Origin of the sequence: Paenibacillus castaneae, from assembly GCF_002884445.1 — a bacterium.
In the GTDB taxonomy this organism is placed as follows: domain Bacteria; phylum Bacillota; class Bacilli; order Paenibacillales; family Paenibacillaceae; genus Pristimantibacillus; species Pristimantibacillus castaneae.
On sequence record NZ_KZ614144.1, the window covers coordinates 1,248,096 to 1,273,729 of the forward strand.

20 protein-coding genes are annotated in these 25,634 nt (G+C 42.0%); 19 read left to right on the top strand and 1 reads right to left on the bottom strand.

The window, feature by feature from the left end; genetic code table 11:
• The first annotated feature begins 67 nt into the window (after positions 1–67).
• The 5 genes from CEF13_RS05250 to CEF13_RS05270 all read left to right on the top strand — a co-directional run bounded on the left by CEF13_RS05250 (position 68) and on the right by CEF13_RS05270 (position 6,879).
• Positions 68–1,852 (top strand): sensor histidine kinase, encoded by a 1,785-nt coding sequence (locus tag CEF13_RS05250; protein WP_102709746.1) that lies wholly within the window; start codon positions 68–70, stop codon positions 1,850–1,852.
• Positions 1,836–3,446: a response regulator gene (locus tag CEF13_RS05255; RefSeq protein WP_166742940.1), complete on the top strand. Its 1,611-nt coding sequence runs from the start codon at positions 1,836–1,838 to the stop codon at positions 3,444–3,446. Before CEF13_RS05250 ends, CEF13_RS05255 begins: the two co-directional genes overlap by 17 nt.
• A 121-nt stretch (positions 3,447–3,567) precedes the next feature.
• Positions 3,568–4,995 carry an ABC transporter substrate-binding protein gene (locus CEF13_RS05260; protein ID WP_102709748.1) on the top strand — a complete coding sequence of 476 codons (1,428 nt, stop codon included), beginning with the start codon at positions 3,568–3,570 and terminating at the stop codon, positions 4,993–4,995.
• Positions 4,996–5,079: 84 nt separating this feature from the next.
• Positions 5,080–5,976, top strand: a complete 897-nt coding sequence (locus CEF13_RS05265) for a carbohydrate ABC transporter permease (protein ID WP_102709749.1) — start codon at positions 5,080–5,082, stop codon at positions 5,974–5,976.
• A gap of 18 nt (positions 5,977–5,994) precedes the next feature.
• A complete protein-coding gene (locus tag CEF13_RS05270; protein ID WP_208414768.1) occupies positions 5,995–6,879 on the top strand; it encodes a carbohydrate ABC transporter permease in 885 nt (294 codons plus the stop codon).
• Between the two features lie 96 nt (positions 6,880–6,975).
• On the opposite strand, the gene CEF13_RS05275 is transcribed toward CEF13_RS05270, so the two are convergent.
• Positions 6,976–8,472, bottom strand: a complete 1,497-nt coding sequence (locus CEF13_RS05275; RefSeq protein ID WP_102709750.1) for a DHA2 family efflux MFS transporter permease subunit — start codon at positions 8,470–8,472, stop codon at positions 6,976–6,978.
• Between the two features lie 147 nt (positions 8,473–8,619).
• Between CEF13_RS05275 and CEF13_RS05280 the strand changes: the two genes are divergently transcribed.
• The 14 genes from CEF13_RS05280 (at position 8,620) to CEF13_RS05345 (ending at position 25,623) form a co-directional block, all read left to right on the top strand.
• The gene (locus CEF13_RS05280; protein WP_166742939.1) at positions 8,620–9,495 is read left to right on the top strand and encodes a TetR/AcrR family transcriptional regulator; all 876 of its coding nucleotides are present in this window, start codon (positions 8,620–8,622) and stop codon (positions 9,493–9,495) included.
• Between the two features lie 342 nt (positions 9,496–9,837).
• Entirely contained in the window at positions 9,838–10,410 is a 573-nt protein-coding gene (locus CEF13_RS05285) for a TVP38/TMEM64 family protein (RefSeq protein WP_166742938.1), read from the top strand.
• A gap of 25 nt (positions 10,411–10,435) precedes the next feature.
• Positions 10,436–11,119 carry a response regulator transcription factor gene (locus tag CEF13_RS05290; protein WP_102709753.1) on the top strand — a complete coding sequence of 228 codons (684 nt, stop codon included), beginning with the start codon at positions 10,436–10,438 and terminating at the stop codon, positions 11,117–11,119.
• Positions 11,112–12,467, top strand: coding sequence for a sensor histidine kinase (locus tag CEF13_RS05295; RefSeq protein WP_102709754.1), 1,356 nt, complete (start codon positions 11,112–11,114; stop codon positions 12,465–12,467). Before CEF13_RS05290 ends, CEF13_RS05295 begins: the two co-directional genes overlap by 8 nt.
• A 166-nt stretch (positions 12,468–12,633) precedes the next feature.
• Positions 12,634–15,708 carry an efflux RND transporter permease subunit gene (locus CEF13_RS05300; RefSeq protein WP_102709755.1) on the top strand — a complete coding sequence of 1,025 codons (3,075 nt, stop codon included), beginning with the start codon at positions 12,634–12,636 and terminating at the stop codon, positions 15,706–15,708.
• A gap of 322 nt (positions 15,709–16,030) precedes the next feature.
• Positions 16,031–16,990, top strand: a complete 960-nt coding sequence (locus CEF13_RS05305) for a copper amine oxidase N-terminal domain-containing protein (RefSeq protein WP_102709756.1) — start codon at positions 16,031–16,033, stop codon at positions 16,988–16,990.
• Between the two features lie 135 nt (positions 16,991–17,125).
• Positions 17,126–17,719: a TetR/AcrR family transcriptional regulator gene (locus tag CEF13_RS05310; protein WP_102716219.1), complete on the top strand. Its 594-nt coding sequence runs from the start codon at positions 17,126–17,128 to the stop codon at positions 17,717–17,719.
• Between the two features lie 141 nt (positions 17,720–17,860).
• Positions 17,861–19,870 carry a YhgE/Pip domain-containing protein gene (locus CEF13_RS05315; RefSeq protein WP_243864847.1) on the top strand — a complete coding sequence of 670 codons (2,010 nt, stop codon included), beginning with the start codon at positions 17,861–17,863 and terminating at the stop codon, positions 19,868–19,870.
• Positions 19,871–20,777: 907 nt separating this feature from the next.
• The gene (locus tag CEF13_RS05320) at positions 20,778–21,068 is read left to right on the top strand and encodes a hypothetical protein (RefSeq protein ID WP_102709757.1); all 291 of its coding nucleotides are present in this window, start codon (positions 20,778–20,780) and stop codon (positions 21,066–21,068) included.
• A gap of 154 nt (positions 21,069–21,222) precedes the next feature.
• Complete coding sequence (locus CEF13_RS05325; RefSeq protein WP_102709758.1) at positions 21,223–21,978, top strand: YveK family protein; 756 nt, start codon at positions 21,223–21,225, stop codon at positions 21,976–21,978.
• The gene (locus CEF13_RS05330) at positions 21,959–22,651 is read left to right on the top strand and encodes a CpsD/CapB family tyrosine-protein kinase (RefSeq protein ID WP_102709759.1); all 693 of its coding nucleotides are present in this window, start codon (positions 21,959–21,961) and stop codon (positions 22,649–22,651) included. Before CEF13_RS05325 ends, CEF13_RS05330 begins: the two co-directional genes overlap by 20 nt.
• A gap of 222 nt (positions 22,652–22,873) precedes the next feature.
• Positions 22,874–23,782 carry a UTP--glucose-1-phosphate uridylyltransferase GalU gene (gene galU, locus CEF13_RS05335; RefSeq protein WP_102716220.1) on the top strand — a complete coding sequence of 303 codons (909 nt, stop codon included), beginning with the start codon at positions 22,874–22,876 and terminating at the stop codon, positions 23,780–23,782.
• On the top strand, positions 23,779–24,465 hold the full coding sequence (locus CEF13_RS05340; RefSeq protein WP_102709760.1) for a sugar transferase: 687 nt from the start codon (positions 23,779–23,781) through the stop codon (positions 24,463–24,465). The genes galU and CEF13_RS05340 overlap by 4 nt, the downstream gene beginning before the upstream one ends.
• 42 nt (positions 24,466–24,507) lie before the next feature.
• A complete protein-coding gene (locus CEF13_RS05345) occupies positions 24,508–25,623 on the top strand; it encodes a glycosyltransferase (RefSeq protein WP_102709761.1) in 1,116 nt (371 codons plus the stop codon).
• Positions 25,624–25,634 lie beyond the last annotated feature (11 nt).

The window sequence follows — 25,634 nt, forward strand, 5'->3', positions numbered from 1 at the left end:
ATTTATCGTAATTTGATACGATAGATTTCGATAGATAAGTCAGAGCCTAACAGGGGGAGAGAGCCGGTTGAACTATAAGCAATGGTTGTATCAGCTATCGTATAAGAAGAGGATTTGGATTTCGTTTGTCATCTTGATCACATTAGCGATTAGCACGACGGGGACGATGACTTATTTCATTGCAGCCAGCGTACTGAAGAGAAACGCCTCCGAACTAAGCCAGAATAGCTTGAATAAGTCTGCCCAGGTATTCGATGAGAAGCTAAGGCAAATTATCGTATCGGTTATGACGCTGACCATCAGCGAATCTTTCAAGGACATCATTAAAAATACATCAGCGGGCGATAAGCAAAACTATTATCAGCTATTATCGTCCATTCAAACGCCATTTTCACAAATCCAAGCCTTGGAGCCAGCGGTTCAGTCTATTCTTATAACAACGTCAATTGGTGAATTTTATCCAACTAATTATGTGCGGTTGAAAGAAAACTCTTTTTTCAATACCGATATGTACAGACTCATTACGGAATATCAGCATGCTATTTGGATCGAAGGACATGAGGATACCTTTTTTCGGAGAAAAGAAAAGGTTATTACGTTAGTTATGCAACCGCTTACGGAAAACCAGAATAGTGAGATTTACATTATCGTGAATATTAAAGAACAAGCGTTGATTGATATGCTTTTGAAAAATGTAGAAGAAACAGATCAACGGTTTCATTTGGTCTCGAGTAAGGGGGACCCGGTATTTTTTTCGCAATCCCGCTTTTCGAGTTTTTTTAATGAAAGTGGCTTTGTTGAAAATATAAATCGGGATACGAAAGGTAGTTTTGAATATAAAGGAACGAAACAATCCTATTTGGTTAATTATGCAAGCCTCTCTTTAGCAGAGGACTGGATCCTGCTTAGTGTCCAATCGAAGTCAGATCTTTTAAAACAAATTCGTATGATCAAATGGGTTTCGATTTTAATTATGATTGGATGCTTATTACTTTCCATAATTTATTCCAATATTCTCACAGCCGTTCTGCTGAAGCCATTGCTTAAGCTGCGAAACTTAATGGTGAAAGTGGAACACACGAATGATTTAACTGTTCGCTTTGAAAGCGAATATCGGGATGAGGTCTCTCAGGTCGGAAGAAAATTCAATAGTATGCTAGAGGAATTAGCTCTATCCATCAAGGAAACTGGTGAAATTGAAATTAAGAAACGTAAGGCGGAAATTAAAGCATTACAAGCGCAAATCGATCCTCATTTCTTGTATAACACGCTAAATACGATTTATTGGAAAGCGCAATTGAATCAATCCGACGATGTCAAGGAAATGGTTCTTTCCTTATCGCGGATGTTCCAGCTTGGTTTAAATAATGGATTTGATTACACGACATTAGAGAAAGAAATCGATCATGTGAAACAATATTTATTCATTCAAAAAAAATGCTATACGAATCTATTTGACTATAATGTAGTGGTAGACGTAGAAAAAGAATGCATCGTGGACATTACAATCCTCAAAGTTATTTTGCAGCCCTTGGTTGAAAACTCAATTTTACATGGTTTCAAAAATCGTAAATCAGGCGGCATTATTGATATATTGATTAGAAAAACGGAGGAGCATCTCATTATTGCTGTAGAGGATAATGGGAGTGGCATGAATGTAGATGAGATTAAGCAAAGTTTACAAGTGCCCACTCAGAAGACGGGGTATGCGCTGCGCAACATTTATCACCGACTGCAGCTTTATTATGGCGGAGATTCAGAGATGATCTTCGAAAGTGTTCCAGATCAGAAAACTACTATTACTTTAATAATCAATATGAAGGGAAGAGATGGGTATGGAGAAACGGATTAGCATGTGTGTGCTGGATGATATCATGAGTGTAATAGACGGGATATCTCTTGGAATCCCTTGGGCTGATTATGGAATTGAGATCATTGGTACTGCCTTAGACGGTGAGGAAGGGCTCAGAATTGCTTTGGAGCTGCATCCGGATATCATATTGACGGATATTCGGATGCCGGTTATGGATGGTCTTGAATTAACGCGTAGAATTATAGAAAAATCTCCAGCATGCAAAGTCATCCTTCTAAGCGGCTATACGGAATTTAGCTATGCTCAGCAGGCAATTCGATACGGGGCTTTTGATTTTGTAGCTAAACCTTTTTCAATGGAGGATATTATAGAGGTTGTCCTGAAGGCAACTGAAGAAATTGAGCTTGAGCGGAGCAAGCACAAAAGAATATATGAGATGGAAGCTAGAGTAAGAGAGAGCAAGCCGCTCTTAAGGCAGGAATACTTTAACCTGCTCATCCGTTATTCATCAAGCGAGGAAAGTGCGAGAGATAAATGGGAGTTCCTTGAAATTGATTTAAAGAGAGAGGGCTTTGTTGTGATGGTCGTCGAGATCGATCGATTCTCGAAAACCATTCAAACGCTGCCCATCAGTGAAGTAGAGCTAACTCGTTATGCTTTGCAAAATATTTTGGAGGAGACGATTAACGCCTATACACAAGGGGTCGTATTCAGAGAAAGCATGAACCGCCTTGTCGTCATTTATAATTCAACAGATCAGATAGAGCCTGGATCATTAGCCGAGATTTGTTGTAATCATTGTGCACAATATTCGCGTCATACCGTCTCGATTGGGGTGAGCCTAAGTGTAAACCTCATTTCAGAAATTTATCTCGGATATCAGCAGGCCATAAGCGCATTGTCCTATAACTTTTATACGGGCGGCAATGGGGTGTTTCATTATGGCGATGTCGGTCAGATGAGTTCACAAATACGTACCTATTCCTTAGACCAGGAGAAGGAGCTTCTCTTTGCTGTGCGTTCAGGAAATCAGGAGCTGGCGCTTGGTGTATTGCAGCAGATTTATGAGGATTGCGCTAAAATACAGCCGCTGCCGCATCCGCAATATTTGATTACGATGTATGATGAATTGGTTTATATGGTTCTGAGGGTATTAGAGGAAAAACTGCATACGGAAGATTTGCAGGGGTTAAAAGCGGACATTGAAGCACATAAAAATACGGATCGGATGTCGTTACTGGAATTGCAAAAATCTCTTGAGCAGCTATGTATTAATGGCTGCGTATTACAAGATAAACATAGAACAACAGAGGCTGAGCGCATTATACATAAAGCTATTGAATACACGAAGGGGCATCTTCATTTAGATTTATCCGTGAATGAATGCGCTAAGCTGGTGCATCTGAGCAGCAGCTATTTTAGCAATTTATTCAAAAAGGTGACAGGCCAAACCTTCCTTCAATTTGTAACGAATGAACGAATTGATCAAGCCAAATTAATGCTAATGAAAGGCCATCAGGTTCAGGAGGTTGCAGCTGATATTGGTTATGAGGATCGTCGCTATTTCAGCGAAATATTTAAGAAAAATACAGGAATGACACCTTCAGAGTTCAAACAGGCCTATTACAAATAGGCGCAAAGATCGTCGGAAAATCCCCCTTGAGAATAGTTTTATCCCATTATGCCTTTGACTTCGGTTAATTATAATAATGGATATCACCAGTAATAAAAAAACCGAAGGGGTTGAAAAGTTCATGTTTAATAAAACGCGAATGGTTACTGTAGCTGCACTCCTTGCTCTTAGTTTGAGCGCATGCTCCTCTGGTAACGGAAATTCTACAAACTCGACTAAGGGGACAAATGAGCCGGCACCAAAGGCAACTACCGAAGCTGTTGTGGAGGGCACAAAGGAAGCTCCGAAGGTCAAGCTTAACTATTGGACAGAGGATCGGCATGATTTGACTTATATTCAAGAAGTTGTCCAACGGTTTAACGAAACCAATACAGAAAATATTGAGGTAGAGTTGAAAGGGCTGTCTGAGAACTATAACCAGTCCGTTGATATCGCTTTCTCTAGCAAGCAAGCTCCGGACATTATCAGAACGACACCAAGCAACTTTATTCCTTTCGTTAAGAAAGGGTATCTGGAACCTCTGGATGGCTATATGAATGATGCAATGAAGACTAAATTCCAAGGAGCACTTATTGATAAATCAAACATGATGAATGGCCAAATATTTTCCCTTCCCAACTACGGATATTCAAGCCGACTCATTTACAACGTTGATCTTTTTAACAAAGCAGGTATCACAAGCCCTCCAAAAACATTGAATGAAATGGTTGAGGTTGCGAAAAAGCTTACTGAAGCAGGCAAAGACATTGGTGCCTATGGCTTTGCAATTAACTTTAAAGGAGCAGACAACTCTTTTGAAAAAGCTCCAAGATCGATCGCTGAGTTAAGTGGAATCGGCGGTTATGGCTACGATTTCAAAACAGGCAAATATGATTTTTCTGGATTTGCAGATATCATGAAAGCTTTTAAACAAATGAAGGATGACGGCAGTATGCTGCCGGGCGTAGAGGCGCTGGACATTGATCCGCTGCGTGCTCAATTTGCTGAAGGAAAGATCGGTATGTACTTATCGATTTCCGCTGAGCCGGGTGTATATCAATCGCAGTTCCCCACAGAAGTCAACTGGTCAGCTGCTTTGCCTCCAACAATTAGCGGTGACATTGCAGGAGTAGCAGGCTACTGGAAAACAGGTCCATGGCTTTCCATCAGCAGTCAGACTAAAAACAAAAAAGAAGCTTGGACATTCTTAGAGTACATGTACAGTGATGAAGTATTAAGAACATATTATGAAGATGGCTACGGCTTATCTCTTCTTCCAGCAATTGTAGCACAGTCCAAAGACCCGAAAATTCCTGGTATTGAGGGTTTCCTTCCTACACAATATGATGGTTTATGGCCTATTTCGCCGAAAGTGACTGTAGAAGGAACGGATTTTCCAAACCTATTTATTAAATATGCGATTAGCGGCGGAGATTTGGATAAGATGATTACAGATGTGAATACCCGGTACAATGCTGCACTTGATAAAGCTAGAGCATCTGGGGATGTAACAACTGAAGCAATGCCAGACTTTAATGCTAAGAGCATGCAAGGAATGCTAGTCAAATAATACTTCTATGCATGGTTCATGCCAAAAAAGGATAGGAGCATCTCGTATGCCCTATCCTTGTTATTTAAGGAGATGAAATCGAACATGACCAGTCTACGCAAATTAGGAGAATCTTACTCATTTATTTTGCCCAGTCTAATATTCACTTTGGTGCTAGGTATTTATCCGATTGTATGGGCGATTAGATATATGTTTTATGATTATCCCGGATATGGAGAAGAAGTATTTATCGGCTTTGGTAACTTTGCGAGCTTGATGAGAGATGAAGCCTACTGGAACTCGGTTGTGAATACCGCGGTCTATGCGATGGGGAAAATCATAATCACGATTCCGTTATCATTAATTTTAGCAGTAATTTTAAATAAAGGACTTAAAGGCAAAAATTTTTTAAGAGCGATTTATTTTATGCCAACGGTGCTGAGTACTGCGGTAATCTCCATCGTCTTTTTTAACATTTTTAATTCTTACAACGGAATATTAAACCAGTTTTTATTGAAATACCATATCATCTCCAAAAGTATTGATTGGCTTGGTCCCGACCTAGCCATGGTAACCTCTATCATTGTTGCTATCTGGGGTGCAATAGGAAACTATATGCTTCTCTTCCTCGCTGGTCTGCAAAACATTCCAGATGATGTCTATGAGAGCGCTTCGCTAGACGGAGCGAATGCTTCTCAAAAGTTCTTCTACATTACTATCCCTATGCTGGGGCCCGTGCTGCAAATGATTATTATGCTGGCGATTACCATATCATTAAAGGGCTACGAAAGTATTATGGTATTAACAGAAGGCGGTCCGATCGGACGAACAGAGGTTATGTATCTGTATGTATATCGAATGTTCTTCCCGATTTCTTCTAGTTCGACTATGATTCAACAAATTGGCTATGGTAGCGCTGTTGGCTTTATGTCTGCCATAATCGTCGGACTCATTACATTAGGTTATTTCTGGTTATCCAAACGATTAAACCGTATTTTTTAGCTTAGGGGGATTGCTGTAATGAACACAGCACCAGCAACGAATACCGCTCCGATAACTAAAGTTGGCAGGCGAGCGAACCGTATATTTTCCGGATTAATTCTTTGGGTATTTCTAGGGCTTATTGCCGTTTTTACGGTGTTTCCTGTGCTCGTTACGTTATTTGGCTCTTTCAAAACAAATGCAGAGCTGACAGCGGGCGCTACTATTCTTCCTAGCGTTTGGCATTTCTCGAACTACTTGGAGGCTTGGAAACAAGCTGACTTTGCTAAGTTCACTTGGAATAGTTTATTTATTAGTACATTTACGACGATTGGGACACTGCTTTTGGCTTCGATGGCCGCCTATGCTGTGGATCGCAGAAGTTTTTTCGGAAAGAGCTTATATGTTAGTCTTCAAGCAGCGACGATGTTTATATCTATTGGTGCGGTTGTTATCAGACCGCAATTTGAGCTAATGGTGAAATTACATTTGAATTCCTCGTTATGGGGCATTATCTTTATTCTAATCAGTGCCCATGCCACTACCTTTTTTATTCTAATCGGTTTCTTCAAAGGAATTCCTCGGGATTTGGATGAAGCAGCATACATTGATGGATGTAATTTCTTTTCGGTTTATTGGCGAATTATTGTTCCATTATTAAAGCCGGGTTTAGGCGTCGCAGCATTATTTGCCTTCCGGAATGCTTGGAATGAATATATCCTGCCACTTGTTTTTACGATGACAAACCCTAAATTACAAACCTTGACGGTTGGTTTAGCGGATTTAAGATATGGTACGACTGCAGCCACGCAAACCCATCTGATTATGGCGGGTGCCTGCTTATCAATTTTGCCGATTCTAATCGTATATGCTTTTGCAAATAAATCTTTTATGCAGGTGACAGGCGGTTCTGTCAAAGGCTAGTAAACGTTCATAATATTAAAAAGATCGCCCTTCACCTGGCCAAGTAGGCCAAGTAAAGGGCGATTGCTGTTCTAACTGTCTATGAATTTATAACTCTTAATGCCCCATCATCATCGATGGATCTGGTTTTTCTCCTGCTGCATCTGCGTTTGGATCTTCTTTCACACGCGGTTTACGCAGCGTGAGGCTGACTAGAACCCCAAATGCTGCGATACAAGAGGTAAGGAAGAAGAGGTCATCGAATGCATTTGCTTGGCTTTGGATAGGATTACCGTTTGCCCCTGCTTCGGTCATATAATGAGTAATTCTAGATGTTAAGAATCCTGTTAATCCAGCGATAGCGAATGACATTACGACTTGCTGGGTAGCAGTCGTAAGCGGCGTTACCCGGCTAACGAGTCGAAGTGGTGCAGAATTCAATACATGTGTATTGAGTGCCATCATCGACAAGCCCATTCCGGCTCCCATCATAGCCAGTGGAAGCATAATAGCCATCTTCGAGCTCTCTAGACCAATATGGGATAACAAGTATAAAGCGACGGTAATAATAATTAATCCAACAAAGGCAAGCGGACGAGCTCCCACCTTATCAAATAGCTTACCTCCGATTGGCATGAACACAACAGAACCTAAAGCCATTGGAAGTGTTGTTAATCCGCTTTGAAGCGGTGTATAGCCCAGAAGATTTTGCAAGAATAATGGAACCATCAGGATGGAACCAATGAGTGCAATTTGAGAAACCCAGGTTAAGAGAACACCTCTTGTGAAATCGGATGAGCCGAATACACGAAGCTCAAGAAGCGGCTGTTTCTGATTAAGCTCTACGATAATAAACAGAATTAACGCAACGCCTCCGACAATCAATCCTGTTAACGTTCGAGTAGAAGTCCAATCCGTGCCTCCTTCGCTCATACCGAATGCGAGCATGGAGAAGGCAATTGGCGCTAATATCATTCCCAGAATATCAAGTGAAGGGGCTTTCTGGCGCTCAAGAACAGGCAAATATTTCAAACCTACCAACAATGCGGCAATACCGATAGGCAGGTTAATAAGGAATATCCAATGCCATGAAGCGACACCAATTAACCAACCTGACAGAATCGGTCCGGCAGCTGGCGCTAGCAGCATAGGAATACCGAGCATAGCCATTACGGAACCTCTGCGATCAGGAGGCGAGAGCTTAAAGATCATAGCCATCCCAATAGGTGCGACCATTCCGCCGCCAAGTCCTTGAATAACCCGGAATAGAACGAGTTGATCGGCCGTCTGAGCGAGTGCGCATAATACGGAGCCCAGCGTAAATAAGGTTATTGTAATAAGAAAAATCCGTTTAGCACCGAACTTATCGGTCATCCAGCCTGCCAAGGGAATTACTGCAGACAGGGCTAGGGTGTAACCTGTAATCGTCCATTGAATCCCTTTGAGCGAAGTATTGAAATAATGCTGTAGATTGGGAATTGCGACATTAACGACCGTGCTATCCAGTATAACCATAATCATCCCGATGATTACGGCCATTAGGGGCATAATGAGCGACTTAATTGAAAACTCTGGCTGGGCTGTTGCTGCCGCAGCCGTGGCTTGCTTTGACATATAGAAGTTCCTCTCCTTGACGAAATGTAATAATAGCATTAACATTGACTTATAGTTTTTATGAAAAACCCGTCGGTCAACAATAAACTTTATTTTACTTCATTTCAATTCAAAGTCAAACAATTATTTTTGGAAAGAGGGATAATGTTGAGCATTATTAGACGGAACATTATGGAATCCGCTATACGGCATTTCTCAGAACATGGCTTCTCAGCTACTTCCATTCAAGATATTGCCGATGATTGCGGAATCTCCAAAGGCTCATTTTATAAATTTTTTCAATCGAAGGAAGATTTGTTTATCGCATTTAACGAATCACTACAGGATACTTTGTTTACTAAAATGGAAAGCATTAGATTAGATCCATCGCTTTCATTGAAAGAAGCATTTATTCTTGAAACCGAGTGTCATTTTGAATTTTTCCTTAACAATAAGTTCATTATGCATGATATAAAGAAGCTGGACGCTTCAAAGGGAGAATTCGCCCCGTACTTCCTTCGCTTAAGAGAAAGCCTATTGGAGCATAGCAGAATAGGTTTGCTTCGTTTGCTTGGAGAAGAAGCCAAATCCAACATATGGGATTTAGTTGTAATGTATAACGGGATCATGAGGGAATTTATGTTCTTGTTGATTTATGAAAAAAAACTGCTGGATGTCAGAGCCATTGCAGCTTATGTTGTGGACCGAATTGAAGAATTGGCCGCATGTATCGTCTTTAAGAAAACAGAGCCGATTCTGCAAAATGCGATCATGAATTATGGTATGTGCTGCGAGACAGCCGGAAGGTCGATTTTTAAGGAAAATTATAAGACTAGCCTTCTTCAAGACTTAATATCTACTGTCAAGGAACTTTCTATAACTCAGTTCCGAAAAACAGAGCTGAACGATGCGATTGCATTGCTCCAAGAGGAATTGGCAAACGAGAACCCTAAATCGGTACTTATTCATGCACTGCTGGATTTTGTTGGCAAAGAACATGAACTTAATAATACGGTAAGGCAGTTGGAAAGATTTGTTTTATGAAGCAAGCCTTTAATGGAAAGAGTACTTCCTTGCAGGCAGAAGCAGGCATCATAGGAAAGCCACAGTCATATGACTAAAGTCATACAACTGTGGCTTTTGTGTTGGGCTGTAAAACAGACATTAGGCATTTTTCCCTGTTCACATACAGTACAAATTGTTATGTTACGATCAACGAAAGGGAAATTGCTGTTTTTGACGATGTCTTTTTCGGCTTATTTTGCTACAGGTGCTATCATCACGTCTGGCTAAGGGTGATCTCTAATAAAAATTCGGACGAAAATAATTGTTGCTCTGCTTATTGTCTCTGCCATTATACTGCTATTGTACATGGAAATACCTTCTTTGATATTGAACTTCGATCCTGAGCAGCTGCTGGAATTAGCCCAAGACAATATTCCGTTGCTGCTTCTCATTACATTTCTGTTGATGATTGTTCAAAATGCATTTTCTGTTTTTCCGCTCTTATTGTTAATTACGATTAACATCTCTATTTTTGGTTCATTCTATGGGTATTTATGGAGCTGGTTTAGCAGTGTTGCTGGAGCTGCTGTGACATTTTTTATTGTTAGAAATGGTTTGCAAGTGTTTAGTAAGAAGAAGATAGCCCGGAAATTGATTAAACAAATTGAAAATAATGAATTTTATTTTGTCTTTTTGATGAGAATTTTCCCTTTGCTGCCTAACAGTATTATTAATATTGCAGTCGGAATGAGTGCCGTGAAACTGAAATGGTTTTTTTATGGTACGATTCTAGGGAATATGATTTATATATTTATTTTGACATTAATTCCTATAGGGCTTATGTCTGAGGGAGTAGGTTTCTATCTTATTATAATGATGATTATTTTATTTGTTATGGGCGTAATTATATGGCGCAGATACAATAAAAAGAAGAAACAATCCCACGGATTATAAAGTGTATTTTAAGGGGGCAAGCGGGTTGACGACCGTTATGGTAGTAGATGACGAAGCACATATTCGGGAATTGATCAAGTTATATTTAGAAGACGAAGGCATGATTGTCGTTGAGAAGTCCAATGGAGAGGAGGCTTGGCAATATTATTGCCAGCATTCCGTGGATTTGATCGTCTTGGATGTTATGATGCCCCGTATCGATGGATGGGAATTATGCCGCAAGCTTCGTGAGACAGGAGATAAGCCCATACTTATGATAACCGCAAAAGGAGAGCCAGCCGAACGAATAAAAGGATTTCAGCTGGGCACCGATGATTATTTGGTGAAACCATTTGAGCCTGTCGAGCTGGTTCTGCGGGTTAAAGCGTTGCTGAAACGATATCGCATTTCCATTTCACAGACGGTTAAATTAGGAACAGTCGTCTTAGATAAGACCAATTACCAGATCCGTTATACGGATACGGGATTCACTGATACCATTCCCCTCAAAGAGTTTGAGCTGCTCTATATGCTTGCTATTCACCATGGCAAAGTTTATACGCGCGACACGCTGCTTCAGCAGATTTGGGGTTATGAATACGAAGGAGACGAGCGTACTATCGATACGCATATTAAACGTTTGAGGGATCGATTCAGTGCTTACGAATACGATTTCAAAATTGTAACCCTTCGAGGATTAGGATACCGCCTTGAGGTGTACCATGATTAAATCTCTTTACGTTCGGATGCTCTGTTATTTTCTTGGGTCGGTTCTAGTCAGCTTGATGATCGGTTTTTTCATAACAGAGCGGTTGTATAAAGATCGGCTTATCGAGCTTGTACAAAATAATCTTATATCCAGTGGAAAAACGATCATTGAGGCTTACAAGGAGTCAGCACCGGATAATCGCGATGTGTTAATTAGAGGGATGTCATCGATGGCGTTGTATTCGATACGTCTATATGACCATACCGGCAGATTTATCCCTGAGGCTAGCTCAAAGTCTGAGGATACTGCACCTATTAGCAATGAGAAGCTTCAGTCTGTCTTAACAGGCGGTGTCTACCATGGAAATCAAGGAAAAGGTTTTAAGCATTTCGGGGTCGGTCTTCCGTTTGCCATCGATGGCGAGTCTTACGCATTGTTTATTTCACTCAATCTCGAAAGCTTTGGGAGAATGCTAGGCGGGCTGTTCAGAACGCAATTATTGATTGTATTGCTGTTTGGAAGTTTTCTTATTATTTTATCAGTACGATATATCGTTCGACCGATTCAACATCTGACCAAGGCTACTCATAAGATGGCTAGGGGTAATTTCAGCATTCATTTGAGCACGAAACGAAAAGATGAAATTGGTCAACTGACAACGAGTTTTAATCAGATGGCACATGAGCTCGGTATGCTTGAAAAAATAAGGCGTCAATTTGTTTCTGATGTCTCCCATGAAATCCAGTCTCCATTAACTTCAATTAAAGGATTTACACAAGCGCTCAAAAACAAGAAGATGGACGAGGCAAGCCGTATGCGCCTGCTTAATATTATTGAGGAAGAAAGCAATCGATTATCTCGGTTAAGCGAAGATCTTCTGCAATTGTCTTCTCTCGAATACGATCATCTTCAGCTGAATGTACACAGCTTTCGATTGGACGAACAAATCCGCAACGTTCTTATTTCCTTAGAGCCTCAGTGGTCTTCAAAACATATTGAAATCGAGATTGAGTTAAAGGAGATTTTCGTTCGGGCGGATGAAGACAAGCTCGTTCAAGTATGGGCCAATCTTATCGGCAATAGCATCAAATTTACGAACGATTACGGAAAAATACAGGTGACAGGGAAAGAGAATGCCGAGGGCATTGAAATAGCAATAACGGACAATGGCCTAGGCATCGGGGAAGCAGAAATCCATAACATATTTAAACCCTTCTATAAGGAGGACCAGTCTAGAGACAGATCTATTAGTGGAAATGGCATAGGTTTATCCATTGTGAAACGAATTATTGATTTGCATCAAGGTGACATTCAAGTGATAAGCCAACAAGGTGAGGGGAGCACATTTACTGTTTTTTTCCCTCATTAAATAGATGGAATCGAGTTTACGTCATGCTATTTTATAATAGCATGGCTTTTTTATGCAATAATAATGCCTTTCAAGCTTTTGCGAAACCTAATTTCAAAAAGTTCACAGTGAGTACAAATTGGACAAGTATAATAAGAACTAGATAAAGGAGAGGGGAAAGAAATGAATGAGTTTTTTGAGCAAAATTAGCTTGAAGAATGGCTTCGCAGTCATTCTATTATTTGTTTTTATATTAGTATACGGAGGGTTCTCTGCCACAACGATTAAGCAGCAGACGTTTCCGGATTTGGAGTTTCCAGCAGTGTTTATCCAAGCGATTAACCAAGGAGCTTCTACCGAGGAAATGGAGAATGAGATTACGAATCCTATAGAGAACAGCCTAAAGAGCTTCAATGATTACGATACATTAACGAGCAGCACAACAGAAAGCAGTGCCAGCATATCCATCCAATTTCCTTTTGGTACGGATATGGAGAAAAGAACGGTTGAAATTGAGCAAGCGCTGGATAAGCTGCATTTGTCCGATAAGGCAACCATTTCTGTTCAGCGGTTATCTATTGGAGCAGCTCCGATCTATAAGGCAGCGGTGTTCTCTACGGACAACGATACGGAGGCTCTTGCAAATAAGCTACAGAATGAAATTGTTCCCAAGCTGAAGTCTTTAGATGGTGTTAGTTCAGTAAATCTAAAAGGCTTGGTTTCTGAAGAATTACGTGTTGTTGTAGATAAAGAGAAGGCCGCTCAGAAAGGAATTACAATAAGCGCCATCCAAAGTGCATTACAATCGCTTAATTATGGTCTTTCGCTTGGTTCTGTCACTCAAAATGATACAACCATTCCTATACGTTTAAGCGGGAAAGTTACTTCAATAACACAGCTTGAGCAATTGCGCCTTGGCGGTGCATCACCTCAGGGAGGCAAGTTAGATCCATCTATTGCCAAGATAAGTGAACCTACTAAGCTTGCAGACATCGCAACGATAACAACCATTTCGTCGCAAAAAGAGATCACTCGCTATAACGGCGAAGCCAGTTATAGCGTGGAAGTGATCAAGACTCAAGATGCGAATACGCCTGCAGTTGCCAATGAGGTTAAAGCGGTGCTCGCTTCCTACCAGGAAACAAATCACTTTGATGTGCATGTTGTCATGGACCAAGGGCAAGAAATTGAAAAATCAATTTCTTCATTAGTTAAGGAAGGACTATTCGGCGCATTATTTTGCGTCATTATCATCTTCCTGTTTCTGAGGAACATTCGGGCAACAGTCATATCCCTGCTTTCCTTGCCAATCTCCATATTTGCCACCATTGCTGTGATGGATCAAATGGGGTATACGCTTAATATTATGACACTTGGCGGAATAGCCGTATCGATTGGTCGAATCGTGGATGATAGCATTGTAGTCATCGAAAATATTTACAGATGGCGGCAAGAAAACGGCGACAAATTGAAGGGCAAGGCGCTTGCTTATCGCGCTACCAAAGAGGTCATTAGTCCAGTTTTCTCCTCAACTGTTGCAACGATTGTCGTTTTCGCTCCATTGGCTTTTGTCAGCGGCATTATTGGAGAGTTCTTCCGGCCCTTTTCTCTTGCGGTAGTTATCTCCATTGTCACCTCGCTGCTCGTAGCCGTCATGCTCATTCCTGTGCTGGGATCGAAATTTTTCAATCGGGTTAAACCGCACAAGGAGAACAATAAGCTGACGAACGGCTTCGAAACGTTACTGCGTGGAGCATTGAAACGAAAAGCACTCGTGCTCGGACTGTCTATCTTGCTGCTAGTCGGGTCTCTTGGTACAATTCCGCTCCTCGGATTGGAATTCATCTCAGCAGGCAGCGTTCCATCAGCCACCATTGTGTTGACATTACCCGCGAAGAGCAGCATGGAACAAACCAATGTGCTCACAGCAAAAGTCGAAAGCTATGTTCAAGGCTTGAATGGCATCGATAAGTTTGAGGCTTCTCTGGGCGGATCTTCTGGAAATCCCCTTAGAGGAGGATCTTCCAGCAAAAATAAAGCAACAGTAAGTGTACAATTTATAGAAGGCACGAATATGGATGAAATGGTCACCAAATTAAACACAGACCTTCGTCCCCTCGTATCAGCTGAAGTGGCTGATGCCATAGTTAATGTCAAAGAAGGCGAACAACAAGGAATTCCAAGCGGCGATAACATCGATGTAAGTCTATACGCCAATAATGTAGATGATTTATCGACAGCTGCTAAACAAATTGAAGACCTTATGAATCAGAACAGTGATTTGAAAAACGTCACGAACAATATGAATGAAGTGAAGTCGAAATGGGAGTTGACGCTTAATCAGAAAGGGATAGATGCGAATATTAGCCCGTATCAGATTATGCAAACCGTTCATGAGCAATTAAGACCGGTAGATGCTGGCATATTTAATTTGGATCATGAAGAGAGATCTGTTTCATTAGCTTACAAACAGCAGATTTCATCCAAAAAGGATCTTGAGAATATCCAAATTATGACTGCGGGTGGTGTGATGAAGCTCAAGGATGTAGCGGATATCACAGTTCGGGATGCATTGATTACAGTTAATCATGACGATGGCAAATCCTATGCTAAAGTAAGCGGGACGATTAAATCAACCGAAACGGCAGCAGTTACGAGGCAGGTTCAAAAGGATATCGCCAGCTTGTCGTTGCCTAGCGGTGTTGAAGTAAGCTATGGCGGCGGTTTGGCCATGATAAAAGAAGGGTTTACGAGTATGGGAATTGCTATGGCTGCAGCTGTCGGTCTTGTATTCCTCGTGATGAGCATGACGTTCGGAGGTTTGAGAACACCGTTTATCATCTTGTCATCCCTGATCTTCATCCCAGTAGGCTCGCTTACTGCATTGCTCATTACGGGGCAATCATTGTCGATGAGTGCCATGATCGGCATGCTGATGCTTGTCGGTATTGTCGTAACGAATGCGGTCGTTCTGCTAGATCGCGTCGAAAATAACCGTAAATCGGGCATGCAGATTACAGAAGCAATCGTAGAGGCATCAAGAATTCGTCTTAGACCGATCTTGATGACAGCCTGCGCGACAATTCTAGCCCTAGTTCCGCTTGCGTTATCGGGTTCATCTACGAACCTCATATCCGGTGGATTGGCTATAACAGTTATTGGCGGATTGTTCACTTCAACGGTATTAACGTTGGTCGTCGTTCCAGTCATCTATGAGATGGCGTGGAAGAAACAAAAAGTAAAGGATATTGAAACGTTCTAAATGGTCCGGATTAAATTAAAATGATTTGATGGATATGAGAACCGAGTGCTATTCCAAAGCAAGGTAAAGTGAAATAGAGCTAGAAGTTAGCTCCTCTATTCCTAAGAAGAATAGAAGATATGAGCTTATACGACGATGCTGTAAAGAAGGCTGTTCTAAAAGTCATAAACCTCGAGGGAGAGCCTCAGGTATATTGTACTTTTGGGACAGCTTCTTTTTGATTTTGTTAACTAATCACAGATAAAGGGTACTTATATGTAGGGATACGGCAACAAATCATCCTGCGTTTCGTTTAAGTATATAAAAAGGAGAGTGTTGACGCATGAAAAAATGGATTTGCGCATTAGCTGCACTAAGCATGTTAACGGTAGGTTCAACTGCTTATGCAGCTGATTCAGTGAAAATTATGGTTGAGAACAAACCGATTAAAACAGATGCAGCTCCTATCCTGAATAAGGGGCGGGTGTTAGTTCCAATTCGTGTTGTTTCAGAAGCGCTAGGCGCATCAGTAGCATGGGACCAGAATACGAAGACTGCAACAATAAGCAAATGGTCGGAGAAGGTCAAATTGACTGTTGGCGAAAATAAAGCAATGGTATATGGAAAAATGAATGATTCCGAAGCGCTATCACTAGACGTGTCGATTCAAAATATAAATAACCGTGTGTTTGTCCCTTTACGGTTTCTATCGCAGTTCTATGGTTACAATGTAGAGTGGAAAAACAATACCGTTTCCATTCATTCGCCATTAAGCGCCGGGCAGCAAGCCGTCCTTTACAATGGCGATCTTATTACTTCACGCAAGCTTGCGATGAGTTTATCTAATACGAAGATGCATTATGAGCATACTCCATTAACAACGCTGCATGAGCATGAAGATTATAGTCAAAAATATTTATTCCCCGAGGGAGAGGCGCTTCGCTTTTACAAGATTGAAGGAAATGAAACCATATCTTTTTATGAATTCAAAAATGATTTCCCTGTTGTAACGTGGCAGGCTCATATTGCGGATGAAACAACCGAATCTATCCAAGCATTATTGGATAATAAACTAAAGGACAGTAAAGGCTCGATGCCGAAAATGAATAAAGCGCTTCTGTATTATGGAACAGGCTTCTTCGGCGATAGCAGCTGGGAAGAAAGCGGCCAAATAAATGGACAAGGCGAACTTGTAATAACGGGCTACAAAAAAATTGGTGCAGGCACCATCATTACGGACTCGGGTACGATTGCGTTAAAACTGCCTAATGAAACGCGTCAGGAGACAGTAAGCATCCCTTAATTGTCCAATGCTCATGGAGAAACAGCATATTGCGAAATTCGAACTATCGTGCTAAACTGAATTCATGAGCGATTGACCGAATTGTACTTTTGGTCAGTCGATGGTCAGTTAGCAGCCGGAGAGGAGGAGATAAAGCTGGAAACGGAACGCAAACCGTTCGACCGAAAAAAACAAATTATAGAAGCAGCAGCTAAATCATTCGCAATGTTCGGTTATAAAGCGACGACGATGGAGCTTATCTCGAAACTTGCGGGTGTAGGTAAAGGAACGATCTATACTTTTTTCGCAACGAAAGAAGATCTCTTCAGTGAGATTATTAGAAACTTGACCGTTGAGATGAGAGAAGTAGCTCGTGCTGTGATTGATCGAGATAAGCCCTTTTTTGAGAACCTCAACAATGTATTGCATGGCATATTGCAGTTCAGAGAGCAGCATGAGCTGTTTATGAAGCTGAACCAAGAGCTGCGTGATATTGGAACACCGATGGTTCAAGAAGGATTAATTCTTATTGAACGAGCTGTAGTCGGCTTTATTGAACAAGAGGTCAGACACGGCATCGAGCAAGGCGAGATCAAGAGTGACGATCCAGAATTGACCGCCTATCTTATATTGCGTACCTATCTTGCACTTGCAGTAGAATGGAATCGAACACGTGAACCGTTATCGAAGGAACAGATAAGCAGATATTTCACAGGTCTGTTTAAATTCGGCTTAAAAGAGCTTCCTTAAGGAAGCTCATTTCGTCCTTGATCGTCTAATGACGTTTTTTTTTGGCACAAAATGACCAAATGACCAAAATGTTCATTTGGATTATTATTTTGATTCATTTTATGAAGTATTTGTTTTATAAAAAAAGGAGTGGAGCATACTTTGAAAGGTATTCGTCAATTCGGCAGTGAGCTGGCTGCCATCGTTCGCAACAAAAAAGTGTTAATTCCGGTTCTTGCTATTCTTATGGTTCCTGTCCTGTATAGCGGATTATTCTTGAATGCATTCTGGGACCCCTATGCCAAAATGGAGGAGCTTCCTGTAGCTGTCGTCAATTCGGACGCAGGAGCTGATTTTAACGGAAAAACGTTAGCTATCGGTGAAGACTTTACAAATAAGCTTAAAGAAAACAAGGTGTTCAAGTGGAGCTTCGTAGACAAAGAGACGGCAGAAGAGGGATTGAAGAACAATACCTACTATTTAGCCATTGAAATCCCAGACAATTTCTCAGAACAAACAACGACATTAACATCAGATAAGCCTTCACCGGCCATTATCCGTTTTTTGCCGAATGAGAGCTTGAACTTCTTATCATCACAAATAGGCAGTACTGCTGTTGATAAGATGAAAGCGCAATTGAACAAAGAAGTAACCAAAGAATATGCTCGAACCGTATTTGATCAAGTTACCGAGCTATCCGAAGGTCTCGCAACAGCAAGTGACGGGGCGGCTCAAATTGCTGGCGGTACACTCACTGCGAAAGACGGAGCGAAGCAAATTACTGAAAATTTGGCTAAGCTGACGGAAGGCTCCGTTACGATGCAAGACGGTGTGAAGCAGCTAGTGAACGGCAGCTCGGAATTAGAGAAAGGCGCCGGCAAGCTGAAAACCGGTCTTGATTCCATGACTGACGGGATGGGTAAGCTTCAGACTGCTAATACACAATTATCGCAGGGTGCTGTATCCGCCGTTAAAGGAACTCAGCAACTGCAAGCCGGACTTCAGAAATCAACTGAAGGTGCTGGTCAGCTGGAGGCGGGTTCGGCTCAGCTCGCGCAAGCGCTGGAACAATATGCAGCGGCAATGCCTGCTCTCGCGGAAGATCCTACCTTTCAAAAATTAATTGAATCAAGCAAATCGCTTGCTGCTGGCGCGACTGCCGTTTCGCAAGCACAGCAGCAGCTATCGGCTGGAGCCAGCTCCTTGGGCGGAGGATTGAACCAGCTCTCTGCAGGCTTGGATGCATTCGGTACGAAGCTGGGCGAAGCAACAGCTGGAGGAAAACAATTAGTAACGGGATCGGCATCATTGCTTGCCGGTTCGCAGAAGCTGCATAGCGGATTAGGCAGCTTATCAACAGGCATTAACACGGTTATTGACGGTTCCGGAAAACTTACGGACGGTGCGGTTCAATTGACTGACGGATTAGTCCAATTAACGGACGGCACGGAAGAGCTTTCGTCTAAACTTGGCGAAGCGGCCAAAGCGACATCTGCCATTCACGGCAGCGATGATATGATTGATATGTTCGCGGCTCCTATTGATACGGAGACAGTAGTGAAAGAGAGCGTGCCAAACTACGGTACTGGGTTTGCACCCTATTTCATTTCGTTAGGATTGTTCGTGGGCGCACTTCTTCTAACAATCGTATTTGCTGTTAAGGAGCCAGCTATTCGGCCTTCTAACGGCTGGAGCTGGTTTGTAAGCAAACTGCTCGTTATGCTCTCCATCGGTCTGCTGCAATCACTTATTGTAGATGGGGTTCTGTTGTTTGGACTAGGGCTCGAAGTACAGAATGTGGCATTATTCTGCCTATTCTCGTTCATAGTTAGCCTTACCTTTATGAGCTTGATACAATTCCTCGTGACAGTATTTGATCAGCCGGGTCGATTCCTTGCAATTCTAGTGTTAATTTTCCAATTAACAACGTCTGCAGGTACTTTCCCTCTGGAGCTCATCCCGAATTGGATGCAGGGAATTAATGCATGGCTGCCGATGACCTATACGGTATCCGGCTTCAAGGCCATCATTTCCAGCGGAGATTTCAGTGCACTTTGGAATAATGCAGGCATTTTATTAATCTTCTTCTTCATCTTTAGTGCATTGACATTAACGTATTTCGTATTTGCTCATCGCAAACAAAAAGACGATTCAATCGTTTCAATGGCCTAATAAGTAGTGAGAAATGAAAGGCAGTTCAGACCTGTGAGATCAGGTGCTGACTGCCTTTTTCTTATGCTTAAACAAGGGAAGGGAAAATGAGCTTACTTGAACGAGAGCAGCACGATTAGAAATAGTAAAAACGTAATAGAAATGAGCGTTATTGGGGCATAAAATAAGTGATTCTACAGCGTTATCACAAACTTGATGAATGGTAAAATAATCCCGATCCGATTTCTTTGAATGAGGAAATGAAGCAGGACCCCCCCTGTAAACGGACGATAAAATGGTTTTTTAAGGAGAAGGAATACTACTATTTCTGGAGAAAAAAGCCGTTATTTTTATTTTTCTGCAAAATAAAACGCTTACATAGATGAAAAATTTCTAATGAAAAGCATCGCGAAAATTGTCGAATCGTGTGTTATGGCCTATTTTTTCGGGATGCTAGACAATAGTCCCTCCTTTGTTCATAAAAACAATAAATTATTTTATAAAAAAAGCAGCTTCATGTTAGATATACATAGCTTGAATCCTTTATTTAACAAGGAAAAAAGCATATTTTGATATAGGTATAAGTGAGTATGAATGATATTCAACAGGAGATGACATGAAGCGTTCTATAGTGTCAAAATTATCAAATAAATAGCCTTAATAAGTTAATTATTATTGTCTAATCCCGATAAATTAGAATTCTTTAAGGAATAAAATGAGTATGATTGTCTAATCGGCACTATGTCTTTATTCCCTCATGAATTATGGGCTTATGTGTCATACTTAAGTGCAAAGAGGAGGCAGGCCACAATGATAGCCTGGTACCTGTTGAGGGAAAATATAAAACCCTCTTAATCAAAAAAATGACGTGCATTTCATTTAATAAACGGAAATGAACGAAATATTTGAGAATGGGAGGATTTCGAATATGACTATGACGAGTCACGAACAAAAGCAAGTTGAGCTCAAAAAGTTTTTGAATATTTTATCCGAAGACTTATCTCTGAACAGCGGAGCTGAGCTGGAGAAACCGAGAGCCATATCCGATCTGCTTCTATTTACGGGTTATATTCCTCGGAACGAGCCGATCGACATGTCAAAGCTGCTGTCGCTGCTGTTAAGAAAGCTCGGATTTGATTTCGGCTCGGAAACAATGGTCGATCATATGATAAATGGCGGAACGATTGATGGTTTGATGAATGCAGGAAAACGAACATAATGTATTTGCGAATTTGTACTTACTTAAATAATGATGGGACAAATCCTGTCTAAATGTTCGCGTTACGAATAACTATTAGTAGAACATATTCGTATGGAGTCGTTTTGGCCGTTTAACTCGCTAGCCATACTTAACCAGTAACGGAGGAAATAATTTGGAATTGAAACAATATTGGATCATCGTCAAAAGAAGGTTGCTAATGATTACTTTGATTATTGCGGTAAGCTGTCTGACTATCGGTATTTACTCCAACTACTTCATCGAACCGAAATATGAAGCATCCGCGAAATTAATTGTCAACCAATACAAAGAGAGCAGCTCACTGATCTCAAGTATAGACGTAGGCTCCATAAACTCCACAATTGGTCTAATTAAAACCTATAAAGAGATTCTCAGAACACCGCGAATGATGAAGAAAGTCGTGAAAGAGTATCCAGAGCTTGGCGTATCGTTTGGAGAACTTATCGGCAAGGTTAGTGTGAGCTCGGTTAATGAAACGCAGGTAATGTCCATCTCCGTAAGGGATGATTCCTATGAGAAGGCAGCAAATATTGCAAACGCGGTAGCAGTCGTTTTTCAGAAGTCGGTTCCCGAGCTGATGAAGGTAGACAATGTATCGGTATTGGACCAAGCCGACCCGAAGGAAAAGCATAATCCGATCGCTCCGAACGCAAATATGAATATTGCTGTAGCTTTCATGCTTTCGTTGATGCTCGGTGTAGGGATCGCATTCCTGCTGGACTACTTGGATGACACCATTAAGACCGAGGACGATGTCGTGTCGCTGCTTGATGTTCCAGTACTGACTGCGATTCCAATATTTGATGAGAGTGATAGCAAGAATGTGAGGAATTTAGCTCCGAAATCGACAACGCTGGGGGGGAAAAGCAATGTCTCGCTTGATGCCTAAATGGAATCTTATAACGGAAATTAATCCGAAGTCACCGATCTCCGAAGGTTATCGCATGCTGCGGACGAACATCGAGTTCTCAACGATCAATCAGAAGCTGCAGGTCATTATGGTTACTTCTTCTAAGCCGAGTGAAGGCAAGAGCACTACATGCGCTAATATGGCCGTCGCATTTGCGCAGGCAAACAAACGAGTGCTGCTAATCGATGCTGATTTGCGGAAGCCATCGCAGCATTTAATATTTGGCAAGTCGAATCGCTTTGGCCTTACGACGGCATTATTCAACAAGGATGAGCTGCTGAAAGTGATTCAACATACGAATACAGAGAACCTTTCAATCATTCATTCCGGTCCTATACCGCCCAATCCGTCCGAGCTGCTCTCATCCGATCAGATGGCTGATCTGCTCGTATCTGTCAGGGAAATGTACGATGTCATAATCATCGACACGCCGCCTATTCTGTCCGTCACGGACGCGCAAATTGTAGCAACACAAAGCGATGGCGTCGTTCTCGTGGTCAATTCGGGAAAGGTGAAGAAGGAGGTCCTTCTTAAATCAAAGGCTTTACTAGAGCATGTGAAAGCAAGGCTGATTGGTGTTGTTCTAAATAAAATTAATCGAAATAATTCGGAAACCTATTCTTACTACTACGGAGAACGTAGCGAAGCTTAGATATGTTTGTTTATAGCAGTGAGAGAGATTTAAAAATAGGTAATGTCTCCTGCACCTCTATCACCGGAGGCACTCGATCATGCTGTGGGTCAGCTGACCTTAGACGTTCATCGTCGAGGGCGTGATGTGAGGTGGGGTTAGATGCCCTGTCACGGTACGATCATAGCTATCATTCTTACAAATACAAATCATTTAATGAATAGGATAGGGTGAGATCAAATGATAAAAAAAGTGACTAAAGCCATTATTCCCGCCGCAGGACTAGGTACCCGTTTCTTACCGGCAACAAAAGCAATGCCGAAAGAAATGCTTCCTATCTTGGATAAGCCAACCATTCAGTACATCGTGGAGGAAGCAATTGAATCAGGCGTTGAGGACATCATTGTTGTTACAGGCAAAGGCAAGCGGGCTATCGAGGATCACTTCGATATTGCATTCGAGCTCGAACATACGCTAGAGGCAAAAGGGAAATTCGAGATATTAGAAAAAGTACGAAAATCATCGAACGTGAATCTTCATTACATAAGGCAAAAAGAACCGAAGGGACTTGGACATGCTGTGTGGTGCGCCCGTAATTTCATTGGGAATGAGCCATTCGCAGTTCTGCTTGGGGATGACATCGTAGAAGCTGATGTACCATGCACCAAGCAATTAATCGAGCAGTATGAGCGGACAGGACGTTCCGTAATCGGCGTACAGATGGTTGGCGTTGACCAAACGCACCGCTACGGTATCGTGGACCCGGGCGAGCGCGTGGATAATCTTTACGAGGTTAATCGGTTCGTTGAGAAGCCGCCGCAAGGACAAGCTCCTTCGAATTTGGCGATTATGGGACGCTACGTTCTGACACCGGATATATTCGATTATTTAGGTCAGCATGAGCTTGGAGCAGGCGGTGAAATTCAGCTGACCGATGCGATCCAGAAGCTGAATATGGACCAAGGGGTCTATGCATTCGACTTCCAAGGCATTCGCTATGATGTGGGCGAGAAGCTTGGCTTTATTATGACGACTATCGATTTTGCGCTTCGGAATAAGGAGCTTAGACACCCGCTAATGACGGGAATCGAAGAATTAATGGAGCGTGAGCTGCGCAAGCAAATACTTGTAGGCAGAGGTGAGAAAGTATGAGGCAGACTGAGTATGGGGATGAAGCGGTACTGAACTATTCTCATGGCTTAGCTCAACAAGCTAACAGCCGCAGTCTTACCGTTTACTCCGTCGTTAAACGTACGATCGATATCGTTGGTTCATTAGCGGGCTTAGTTCTATTAAGCCCGCTGCTAGCCATCATCGCGATTCTAATTAAATGGGAGGACCCGAAGGGTTCTGTATTCTTCTATCAAACAAGAATCGGCAAGGACGAAAAACCGTTTCGGATGTTCAAGCTGCGCTCCATGCTAACAGGAGCGGAGGACAAGCTGAAGGATTTGCTCGATAAGAATGAAATCAGCGGAGCTATGTTTAAGATGAAGGATGATCCGCGGGTTACGAAGGTTGGAAAATTCATTCGGAAAACGAGTATCGACGAGCTTCCGCAATTGCTTAATGTGCTGAGAGGAGAAATGTCCTTAGTTGGTCCAAGGCCGCCTCTAACGAGAGAGGTTGCTGAATATACAGAGTATGACAAGAAGCGCTTATCTGTAACGCCGGGCTGCACAGGACTATGGCAGGTGAGCGGAAGAAACCATTTGTCTTTTAAAGAAATGGTTGAGCTTGACATCACCTACATTGAGAAGAGATGCATTTGGTTTGATATAAAAATCATATTGCGAACATTCAAAGCAATTGCAGGCTCCAAGGATGCATTCTAATCGAACCATTTTTTACTTCACAAAACTTCAGGAGGTGTGAACATGGCAAGAGTCCTTCATATATCGGAGTTTACAAAGGGAGGCATTGAAACACACCTTAATGAAGTGCTGAGATATCAAGCGGACAACCATGATATTTATCTGATGGCTTCCGAGCAAAATTCCAATCGGGATTCACTGCAAATCAGCCCTGAACGGCTGCACTTGTATCCATACAAGAGGAAGCCGAAATATTTCTTTCAGGCGATGAGAGCCATCGGGAAGAAGGTTGATGAAATCAAGCCGGATATCGTGCATGTTCATGGCACGTTCGCAGGTTTTTTCTTGCGGACGTTGCTATTTACCAAAAGGCAGCGTCCTGCGGTAGTCTATTGCGCACATGGCTGGGCCTTTCTAATGGACACGAAGCCTTGGAAAAAACAGTTGTTCGCCTTTGTGGAGAAGGTCCTCGCGCTTCGGACTGATTTCATTATCAACATATCCAAGCATGAATACGAAATGAGCATCAATTACGGCTTGCCTGCCAAGAAATCGGTTGTGGTCTACAACGGTGTTTCGGATGCTCCGTCGGCGAATCTGCTCCCGTTCACAGTAGATGAAAACAAAATTAATTTACTTTACGTGGGCCGCTTTGATCGGCAAAAGGGATTTGATCTGCTGCTGGAGCTGTTTAACGAGCAAAAATTTACGAATGTGGTGCTGTACCTGGTTGGAGATACCGTATTGGAGGAAATCAATTATGAGTTTCCTGCGAATGCCGTCAAGATCGGCTGGGTGAACAATTCGGAAATTGACCGTTATATGAAAGCATGTGATGCGGTCATCGTTCCCTCGCGCTGGGAGGGCTTCGGCATTGTTGCGATCGAGGCGCTGAGAAACAAGAAGCCTGTTATCGCCAGCAACCGGGGAGCGCTTCCGGAAATTATCGAGCATGGCGTCAACGGCTATATTTTTGATTTTGATCAAAAGAAAGAGCTGGCTGACATTATTCATTCACTCGATAAAAACACGTTGGAAGCGATGGGCAGCACCGGTGAGACTATTTTTTATGACAAATTCCATTCGGATAAAATGAACAAGCAAATTGACCGTTTATACGAGGATGCCTTAAAAACTTCGCGTGGCAGCTATTCGGTAACCGTCAATAAATATGTCTAGATTTACAAGGA